Below are 9,469 nucleotides of genomic sequence, written 5' to 3' on the forward strand. Positions count from 1 at the left end.
CGACCTGATGGTCGAAGGCGACCGGGTGGTGGGCGCGGTCACGCAGGTCGGCATTCGGTTCCGCTCGCGCACCGTGGTGCTGACGGCCGGCACTTTTCTGGACGGCAAGATCCATGTGGGCTTGCAAAACTATGCCGCAGGCAGGGCCGGTGATCCTCCAGCTTTGAGCTTGTCTGCACGCTTGAAAGAACTCAAGCTGCCGCAAGGACGCCTGAAGACGGGCACACCACCGCGCTTGGATGGCCGGACCATTGATTTCAGCCAATGCGCAGAGCAGCCCGGCGACGGTGTGCCTGGCGGCATGAACCCGGACGCTGGCGTGCCCGTATTCAGTTTTATGGGCAACGCGGGCATGCACCCGCAGCAGGTGCCGTGCTGGATCACCCACACCAACGAACGCACACACGAGATCATCCGATCCGGCTTTGACCGTAGCCCCATGTTCACCGGCAAGATCGAGGGCGTGGGCCCGCGTTACTGCCCCAGCGTGGAAGACAAGGTCAACCGGTTTGCCGACAAGGACAGCCACCAGATTTTTCTGGAGCCCGAAGGCCTGACCACACACGAGTACTACCCCAACGGCATATCGACCAGCTTGCCGTTTGACATCCAATACGACTTGGTGCGCTCGATGAAGGGGCTTGAAAACTGCCACATCTTGCGCCCCGGTTACGCCATTGAATACGACTACTTTGACCCGCGCTCCCTGAAAAACAGCTTTGAGACGCGCCAAATCAACGGCCTGTTCTTTGCTGGCCAAATCAACGGTACCACCGGTTACGAAGAGGCGGCCGCACAAGGCCTGTTTGCCGGCATCAACGCTGCCCTTCAGTGCCGAGGCCAGGCCGCTTGGACCCCTGCACGAGACCAAGCTTATCTGGGCGTCTTGGTTGATGACTTGGTGACGCAGGGCGTGACCGAGCCTTACCGCATGTTCACCAGCCGCGCCGAGTTTCGCTTGCAGCTGCGCGAAGACAACGCCGATGCGCGCCTGACCGAAGTGGGGCGACAGATGGGGCTGGTGGACGATGCCCGCTGGGATGCCTTCAGCAGAAAGCGCGACGCTGTTTCACGTGAAACAGAGCGCCTGAAGTCGATTTGGGTGAACCCACGCAACCTGCCAGCGGCCGAATCTGAGCGGGTGCTGGGCAAAGCCATCGAACATGAACACAACCTGTTTGACTTGTTGCGCCGACCGAATGTGTCCTACCAAGCGCTCATGTCACTGGACGAAGGCCGCATGGCGACGGCCGACGTTTCACGTGAAACACTGGGAGAGCTGAGCCCCCCGGTGATTGAGCAAGTTGAAATTGCAGCCAAGTATTCTGGCTACATCGACCGCCAAAAAGGCGAGGTTGAGCGGGCGGCGTTTTATGAGCATTTGCGTCTGCCCGAGCAACTGGACTATATGCAGGTGTCGGCCTTATCGATCGAGGCCCGCCAAAAGCTGGCCAAGTACAGGCCTGAAACCTTGGGGCAGGCTTCGCGCATTTCTGGCATCACGCCAGCCAGTGTGTCCTTGTTGTTGATTCACCTGAAGAAGGGTGGGTTCAAGGGCTTCATGCAAGCTGCCGAGGAAGGCGCACAGGCATGAGTCTGAATTTGGAAGCGGGTTTGCGCTCGGGGGTAGAGGCCTTGGGCCTGGTTTTGACGGACACGCAGACCAAACACTTGCTGGACTATGCCGCCCTGATTCAGAAATGGAACAAGGTTTATAACCTGACGGCGCTGCGCGACCCAGCCGAGATGCTCACGCACCATCTGCTGGACAGTTTGACGGCCGTTGCACCCTTGGCCCGGCACACGCAAGGCCAGTCGATCAAGGTGCTGGACGTGGGCTCAGGCGGCGGCTTGCCCGGTGTGGTGCTGGCCATATGCATGCCCGAGTTGCAGGTGACTTGTGTCGACACCGTGGCCAAAAAGGCGGCGTTTGTGCAGCAGGTGGCGGTGAGTTTGAGGTTGCCTAATTTACGCGGCATCCATGCACGGGTTGAGTCCCTGGCCGATCCATACACTGTGATTTGCTCCAGGGCGTTTGCCTCTTTGCCTGATTTTGTGAGTTGGTCGCGCATGGCGCTGGCCGAAGGCGGGGTGTGGATGGCCATGAAAGGCAAACACCCGCAGGCCGAAATAGACGCTTTGCCCGCCGATGTGCAAGTGTTTCACGTGGAACCATTGACTGTTCCGTTTTTGGATGTGGAGCGCTGCATGGTTTGGATGGCACCGCAAGTTACCTGAGCGAGGCTTGGGGGCGGCGGTGTTTCACGTGAAACATGCTGTGCCAGGCCTCAAACAAGGGTGCATCACTTACACTCGCGTATTGTTTTGAAGGCGCTCACATGTTTGGTATCTCGGATTACGGTGCTTTTGCAGCGGCTTTTGTGTTGCTGCTGTTCTTGCCCGGCCCCGGCAATTTGGCCTTGATCAGTTCGGCCAGCAAAGGCGGCATGGCTGGCGGTCTGGCATCGGTCCTTGGGTTGCTTGTGGGGGATCAAATTTTGCTGTGGCTCACGGTGGCGGGTGTGGCGGCTTTGCTCAAAACCCAACCGACCTTGTTCATGGCTTTGCAGTGGCTGGGTGCGGCTTACTTGGCGTGGTTGGGCTACAAAATGATCACCGCCAAACCGGGCGAGGGCCCCAGCATTCAGATCACGCCCGGGCATTACTTTCGTGAAACCCTGTTCATCACCTTGCTCAACCCCAAGGCGATCATGTTTTACTTTGCATTTTTCCCGCAGTTCATCGATCCGGTGAACCACCAAGGCTGGGTCACATTTGCCGTGATGGCCATGACCATTGCCGTGTTGGGCTTTTTGTACTGCTTTGGCGTGGTCTTGATCACGCACCACATGGCCGAACGCATTCGCGCCAATCCTCGTTTCACGGGTTTTCTGCAAAAGTTGGCGGGCATTTGCCTGGTCGGCTTCGGGCTCAAGATGGCCCTGTCCAAATAAGTATTCGGGAGAAGTCGACATGGCCAAAATTTTTTGCATCGCCAACCAAAAGGGTGGTGTAGGCAAAACCACCACCACCGTGAACCTTGCCGCGGGTTTGGCCAAGCTGGGCCAGCGTGTGTTGTTGGTCGATCTGGACCCGCAAGGCAATGCCACCATGGGCTCGGGCATTGACAAGCGCCAGGTCGAGCTGAGCGTGTACGACGTGCTGCTGGAGTCGGCCTCCATCACCGAAGCGGCGGTGCAGGCCGACAAATGCGGCTATCGCGTGCTGAGCGCCAACCGTGAGCTGGCCGGCGCCGAAGTGGAGCTGGTGCAGCTGGAACACCGCGACCAACGCCTGAAAACCGCCTTGGCTGCGGTGGATGGCGAATTCGATTTTGTGCTCATCGACTGCCCGCCGTCCTTGTCGATGCTCACCCTCAATGGCCTGTGCTCGGCCCATGGCGTGATCGTGCCCATGCAGTGCGAATACTTTGCCTTGGAGGGTTTGACGGATCTGGTCAACACCATCAAACAGGTGCACGCCAACCTGAACAAGGACCTGAAAATCATCGGCTTGCTGCGTGTCATGTTCGACCCCCGCATCACTTTGCAAATGCAAGTCAGCGACCAGCTCAAGGCCCACTTTGGCGACAAGGTGTTTGACACCGTGATCCCGCGCAATGTGCGCTTGGCCGAAGCGCCCAGTTATGGTTTGCCGGGCGTGGTGTTCGACCCCTCGGCCAAGGGCAGCCAAGCGTATGTGGACTTTGCCGCCGAGATGATCAAACGGGCCCCATTGCTTTGAGCCATGTTGCCCATTCAGCCATGGCCTGCATGTCCGGGGCTGGGCAGCTGGCCGAGCACGAGGCGAACGCCGGCCTTGGCCAGGGCTTGACGGTGCTGCTGTTGCCGGGTTGGCCTGGCGGTGGCACAGGCGATTGGCCCGAGCCTTGGGCGCAGCGTGACGGCTGCCGTGTGGTCGAGCAAAACGACTGGCTGCGGCCGCGCCGGGGTGACTGGCTGGCGCGCCTGGACGAAGTGGTCATCGATGCGCCTGGGCCTGTGGTGTTGGTGGCGCACAGCTTGGCTTGTATTCTTGTGGCGGCATGGGCCTCTTTGTCGCAGCACACGGGCAAAGTCCGTGCGGCCCTGTTGGTCTCGCCCCTTGATGTGGCGGCGTGCGGCTTGCCAGAAACTTTGCCAGGCTGGCAGCCCATTGTGCGGCAGCCGCTGCCTTTTCGCAGCATGGTCGTGGGCAGTGGCCATGGGCCACACGGCCGCGTTGATTGGGCGCAAGCATTGGCCCGCGACTGGTCAGCCCAGTGGCTTGGCCAGGGTTCGGCCGGGCACACGACCGACGATTCATCGCTGGGCGATTGGCCACAAGGCCATGCGCTTTTACGGACACTTTTGAAGGATTGAACACATGGTCACCAAAAAACCCAAAGGCCTCGGCCGCGGACTTGAAGCGCTGCTGGGCCCCAAAGTGGAAGACGCACCCGATACGGCTTCTTATGCCGAAAGTGGTTTGCCCAGCCAGCTCAAACTGGACCAAATGGTGGCGGGCATGTACCAACCGCGCACCCGCATGGACGAGGGCGCTTTGTACGAGCTGGCCGAGTCCATCAAGGCGCAAGGCATCATGCAGCCGATTTTGGTGCGCCAGTTGCATGACGGCCCGAATGCCGGCAAATACGAGATCATCGCGGGCGAACGGCGGTTTCGTGCGTCGCGTTTGGCGGGCCTGGAGTCTGTTCCCGTTTTGGTGCGCGATGTGCCCAACGAGGCCGCTGCGGCCATGGCGCTCATCGAGAACATCCAGCGCGAAGACCTCAACCCACTGGAAGAAGCCCAGGGTTTGCAGCGCCTTATTAGAGAGTTTGGACTCACTCACGAAGCGGCGGCGCAAGCCGTGGGCCGCTCCCGCAGCGCGGGCAGTAACCTGCTGCGCCTGCTGAACTTGGCCGAACCGGTGCAAACCATGTTGATGGCGGGCGACATCGACATGGGCCATGCCCGTGCTTTGTTGTCGTTGGACAAAGCCACCCAAATCACGGCGGCCAACCAAATTGCGGCCAAAAAAATGTCGGTTCGCGAGGCGGAAAGCTTGGTCAAAAAGCTCAGTGCCGAATTCAATTTGGTGACGCAAAAGCCTAAGAAAGAAAAGTCGCGCGATGTGCGCCGTGTGGAAGAGGAACTGTCGGACTTGCTCATGGCCGAGGTCGAGGTGCGTGTCAAAAAACGCGTCAAGCGCCTGGGCAAGATGGAAGAGATGGGCGAGCTGAGCATCCAGTTTGGCTCGCTCGACGAGCTCAATGGCTTGATTGACAAGCTGCGCGGTTGAAACACAGCATGGACAACATGATGGCCAACCAGGTGATGCGTTTCGAGCCCTTCGAGCAGGACTTGGTGTTGCCCAATGCGGCGCACTGCTGGCGCGAGCGAAACTGAGTGTTGCCGATGAAGACCTTGCTGAACGTGTTCAAAACCAAAGACTTTTCGGTGGGCGTGCGCGACACCGCGAATGCACAGGACAAAACCCAATTCCTGCGGGCTTGTTTGATCGCCTTGGTGGCCAGTTCCTTGTTGTTTTATGGGCTTTACCAGCCCGCTTACGACCACAAACTCCACTTGATCGCGGCGGCGGCCTATTTGGCCTTGTTGGGGGCTTTGCAGTGGGGTGGATCTTATGCGCCGATCGCGCACCTGGGGTTTCTGATTTCGATCATCCACATCGGCTGGGTGGCAGGTCAAAGTGGGGGGATCAACTCGGTCACGATGGTTTGGATGACCGTCGTCACCTTGCCTGCCACTTTGTTGCTCAGCAGAGTGGCGGCCGTTTTCTGGGGAGCTGTGGCCTTACTGACCACTTGGATAATTCTGGCGCTGACCGATGCCGAGGTGATGGGCAGTTTGGTGACCATGAGCAACGACATCATGGCCTGGGCACTGGTGAACAAGGTCTTGGTCGTTTGCATGGCGATGGGGGTCGTTTGGTTGGCTGAGCGCATGCACAACCAGCAAGTCGAGCAAATTGACATGAGCAACTTGGCGCTCGAAGAAACCCACCGCGCCTTGCGTCAGGCGCAGGCCCACAAGGATGAATTCATTGCTTCGGTGGGCCATGAGTTGCGCACACCCATGAACGCGATTTTGGGGCTCAATGGCATTTTGCGCACCGAGTTATCGGCCCAAGACGAGGACGCGGAAATTGTCGACCACATCCGCCGCTCCACCGAGCAGTTGCTGCGCGTGGTCAATGACATTTTGGATTTTTCTCAGCTGCAGGCGGGGCAATTGTCCTTGCGCGAAGACCGGTTTGAACTGAGTGAGGCCGTGCAAAGCGTACTCGACGTGTTTGCAGAAAAAGCGCAAACCAAAGGTCTGGATATCCGGCTTGAAGACGCCATGGTCAAAGGGATGTGGGTGCAAGGGGACCGTCAGCGCCTGGTTCAAGTGCTTCGGCACCTGGTGGACAACGCGACCAAATTCACAGCACACGGCCATGTGGTGGTGCGCATTAAAAGTGTGGGTGTGGGGGTGTTGTTTGAAGTCGAAGACTCCGGCATTGGCATTGCTGCACACAGACAGCAACAGGTGTTCAACCGCTTTGAGCATGCCGACTCGCAAACCAATCGGCAATACGGCGGCACGGGACTGGGCTTGTCTTTGTGTGAGCGCTTGGTCAGCTTGCAAGGCGGGCGCATCGGGGTCAGCAGCGTGCTGGGGCAGGGCACCACGTTCTGGTTTGAGTTGCCGCTGATGATGACGGCTGCGGACGGCCCCGACGCACACCAACAACTCGACAAGATGCTGCCACAACGGTTGCGCATTTTGGTGGTGGACGACAACGCCGTGAACCTGTTGGTGGTGCGGCTGATGTTGAAAAAACGCTTGCCGCAGGCCGTCATCACAGACGCCAATGGCGGCGCAGTCGCACTGGATTTGTTGCGTGAACAAAGCTTTGACCTGGTGTTGATGGACATGGTCATGCCGGATGTTGACGGCCTGCAGGCCACCCAGATTCTGCGAGAAAATTTCCCCAAACCGGTGTGTGATGTTCCTGTGCTGGGCCTGACTGCCAGCACCAACCCGGTCGATCGTGAGCGCTGCATGGCATCGGGCATGAATGAAGTTTTGCAAAAACCGCTGGATGAAGTTCAATTGGTGGCGGTGTTGTCTCGCCTGCCTTGGCCAGTCCTTGCAAAGGGGCAGCCATGAAGGTCACGATTTTTGACAACTGGCTCGAGCGCATTTCGCCGCATTTGCCATTGCGCTTTCGGGAAGGCCGAATGCCGTATTTGTTTTGCTTGGTGATCATCATGATCGTCGCCATGCTGCTGGTGGCGATGGTCACACCTTACGACAATGGCATCCCTGTGCCCATGGCATTTGGCGTGGTGCTGATGGGTTTGCTGGTGGCGTTCAGTTACGGCATGCCCATGCCGGTGGCGGTGCACATTGGCGTGGTCGCTGCGTTGACGCAGGTGAGCTATGCCGGGTGGGTTTCGGGGGGTATTTTTTCACCTCGTTTGGCTTGGTACACCTTGATTCCATTGATCCCGTTTTATGCCATCAGCCGCCGAGCAGGGTTGTTTTGGTTGACGGTGGTCTTGGCATTGTTGGGCGGCATGTCTTATGCCACTTGGCACGGCTGGCTGCCAGCGCACCCTACGTTGGGTTTAGCGCAAGTACGCTCGTCATTTGCCAGCAATGCGGTCACGATGCTGCTCATTTTGTCGGTGGTGTTTTTGTACGACGGCCTCTACCGCAAGGCCTACAACGAGCGACTCAAACGCCGCCAGGAGCTTGAAGATACGCGCCTTGAACTGGAGCGCACCTCTGAGTTTCGCGAGCAGTTCATTGCCAATGTCAGCCATGAGTTGCGCACGCCCATGAACGCCATTTTGGGCTTCAATGCGATGCTGATCGGACGGGCACAAAACAAACCACAAGCCCTGAAAATCCTCAACCACACACGCCAGTCTGCCGACCACTTGATGACCGTCATCAACGACGTGCTCGATTACTCGCAATTGCAGGCAGGCAAGATTCGGGTGCAGTTCGAAACCTTTGCCTTGCACGACACAGTCAACAACGCCTTCAGCCTGTTCAATCCCCGCGTCAAAAGCATGCACCTGCAATACCACTGCGAGATCGCAGAGGGGGTGCCCGAATGGGTGAGCACCGACCGCCATCGGCTGATGCAAATTCTGGTGAACCTGCTGGGTAACGCCATCAAGTTCACGCACCAAGGGCATGTCACTTTGCGTGTCGAGTGTGTCGAGCAGGACGCGCCGCAAGGCGGCGTCACTGGCGATGAAAAAGTGGTCAAGTTCTCCGTGCAGGACAGTGGCATCGGCATTGCCGAGCACCAAAAATCGCGCATCTTTCAGCGCTTTGTGCAGGCCGATGATGAAATACAGTCGCGCTACGGCGGCACGGGCCTGGGCCTGTCCATCACCCGGCGCTTGATCGATTTAATGGGCGGGCGCATCGGCTTTGACAGCACCTGGGGCCAAGGCTCGACCTTTTGGTTCACCTTGCCACTGACTGCGCAGGCGGCGCCCCCCCAACCCGTGGCGCACAACGACATTTACAAAAACACCAACCCGCAGCGCCTGAACTTCATGGTCGTCGATGACCACCCGATCAACCGACTGTTGGTGAAAAAAGTGCTGACCAACCACTGGCCGCACAGCAAAGTGGTGGAAGCCGAAGACGGTTTGCAGGCTTTGGCCGCTGTTCAGAAAGACCGCTTTGATGTGATCTTCATGGACATGGTGATGCCCAAGATGGACGGCATTGAAGCCACGCAAGCCCTGCGCCTTGAACTCGACGAGGCCACGCGCAACACCCCGGTGTTGGGACTGACGGCCAACGTCAACCCCATCGACCTGGAAAGATTCAAACAGGCCGGGCTCAACGACGTCATGCTCAAGCCGTTTGACCTGGTGCAGCTGTGTGGCCAGATCGAGACGCTGATGTTGAACCGGCGGACAGCCTGAGCTTGGATGGTGAGTTCATCACATTGAGAAAACTTTTCGCGCGTTCTTTTGTGGTGGGGCGCCCAGTTATCCGTCGTTGCCACTGATTGAGAGGCAAAGCATATTTTTGGCGCGATTCGTTAATGACGGAAAATGGTAGTGATTTTGGTCTCGGCTTCGAGCTGGCTGCCCATGACTCGGGCACAAATTTCATGCAGCTGATGCACAAAAGCGTTGGAGCTTAGGAGCGTCGTGTGCGCAAAGTAAACGCTGATCGGCGGGATATCGTCCATGACGATTTGACCGATGTGCGGGTCGGACGATGGCACCAACCACTGTGGCACCACGGAGTAACCTAGCCCGACGCCCACCAGTTGAACAATACTGGTGCTGCCAGAGGTTGACAAAGCGATTCGGGGGGGGTGGCCGAAGTGGTGTGTCAAAGCATCGGTGGAACGCGCTCGGATGGTTTGCCCTGGTTCATAGGTGATCATTTCGCGTTCGGAAAACTGGCCGATGGTTGGAGAGGTTTCCCCGGCGGGG

The 9,469-nt window shown here is 58.3% G+C and carries 9 protein-coding genes; 8 read left to right on the forward strand and 1 reads right to left on the reverse strand.

Annotation, left to right across the window (positions count from 1 at the left end):
* The 8 genes from mnmG to Q0341_RS01030 all read left to right on the forward strand — a co-directional run.
* The coding region (gene mnmG, locus Q0341_RS00995; protein WP_299509956.1) for a tRNA uridine-5-carboxymethylaminomethyl(34) synthesis enzyme MnmG at window positions 1-1,594 on the forward strand (1,594 nt) is incomplete at its 5' end.
* On the forward strand, window positions 1,591-2,238 hold the full coding sequence (rsmG, locus tag Q0341_RS01000) for a 16S rRNA (guanine(527)-N(7))-methyltransferase RsmG (RefSeq protein WP_299509957.1): 648 nt from the start codon (window positions 1,591-1,593) through the stop codon (window positions 2,236-2,238). The genes mnmG and rsmG, both read left to right, overlap by 4 nt.
* Before the next feature lie 101 nt (window positions 2,239-2,339).
* Window positions 2,340-2,954, forward strand: a complete 615-nt coding sequence (locus Q0341_RS01005; RefSeq protein ID WP_299509958.1) for a LysE family transporter — start codon at window positions 2,340-2,342, stop codon at window positions 2,952-2,954.
* Window positions 2,955-2,973: 19 nt separating this feature from the next.
* Window positions 2,974-3,744, forward strand: a complete 771-nt coding sequence (locus tag Q0341_RS01010; RefSeq protein WP_299509959.1) for an AAA family ATPase — start codon at window positions 2,974-2,976, stop codon at window positions 3,742-3,744.
* Between the two features lie 20 nt (window positions 3,745-3,764).
* Window positions 3,765-4,361 (forward strand): alpha/beta hydrolase, encoded by a 597-nt coding sequence (locus Q0341_RS01015; protein WP_299509960.1) that lies wholly within the window; start codon window positions 3,765-3,767, stop codon window positions 4,359-4,361.
* Window positions 4,362-4,365: 4 nt separating this feature from the next.
* The gene (locus tag Q0341_RS01020) at window positions 4,366-5,283 is read left to right on the forward strand and encodes a ParB/RepB/Spo0J family partition protein (RefSeq protein ID WP_299509961.1); all 918 of its coding nucleotides are present in this window, start codon (window positions 4,366-4,368) and stop codon (window positions 5,281-5,283) included.
* Window positions 5,284-5,399: 116 nt separating this feature from the next.
* Window positions 5,400-7,160, forward strand: coding sequence for an ATP-binding protein (locus Q0341_RS01025; RefSeq protein ID WP_299509962.1), 1,761 nt, complete (start codon window positions 5,400-5,402; stop codon window positions 7,158-7,160).
* On the forward strand, window positions 7,157-8,947 hold the full coding sequence (locus Q0341_RS01030; RefSeq protein ID WP_299509963.1) for an ATP-binding protein: 1,791 nt from the start codon (window positions 7,157-7,159) through the stop codon (window positions 8,945-8,947). Before Q0341_RS01025 ends, Q0341_RS01030 begins: the two co-directional genes overlap by 4 nt.
* Before the next feature lie 119 nt (window positions 8,948-9,066).
* Here Q0341_RS01030 and Q0341_RS01035 read toward each other — a convergent pair.
* Window positions 9,067-9,469 (reverse strand): LysR family transcriptional regulator substrate-binding protein (locus Q0341_RS01035; RefSeq protein WP_299509964.1); only part of this gene is annotated, 403 nt, incomplete at its 5' end.

The organism is uncultured Limnohabitans sp. (assembly GCF_937889215.1).
Classification (GTDB): Bacteria; Pseudomonadota; Gammaproteobacteria; order Burkholderiales; family Burkholderiaceae_C; genus Limnohabitans_A.

What these genes read in the sequence shown, in the direction of transcription:
- rsmG (WP_299509957.1), top strand. Translation starts at nt 1,591, where the DNA reads ATGAGTCTGAATTTGGAAGCGGGTTTGCGCTCGGGGGTAGAGGCCTTG.
- Q0341_RS01005 (WP_299509958.1), top strand. Translation starts at nt 2,340, where the DNA reads ATGTTTGGTATCTCGGATTACGGTGCTTTTGCAGCGGCTTTTGTGTTG.
- Q0341_RS01010 (WP_299509959.1), top strand. Translation starts at nt 2,974, where the DNA reads ATGGCCAAAATTTTTTGCATCGCCAACCAAAAGGGTGGTGTAGGCAAA.
- Q0341_RS01015 (WP_299509960.1), top strand. Translation starts at nt 3,765, where the DNA reads ATGGCCTGCATGTCCGGGGCTGGGCAGCTGGCCGAGCACGAGGCGAAC.
- Q0341_RS01020 (WP_299509961.1), top strand. Translation starts at nt 4,366, where the DNA reads ATGGTCACCAAAAAACCCAAAGGCCTCGGCCGCGGACTTGAAGCGCTG.
- Q0341_RS01025 (WP_299509962.1), top strand. Translation starts at nt 5,400, where the DNA reads ATGAAGACCTTGCTGAACGTGTTCAAAACCAAAGACTTTTCGGTGGGC.
- Q0341_RS01030 (WP_299509963.1), top strand. Translation starts at nt 7,157, where the DNA reads ATGAAGGTCACGATTTTTGACAACTGGCTCGAGCGCATTTCGCCGCAT.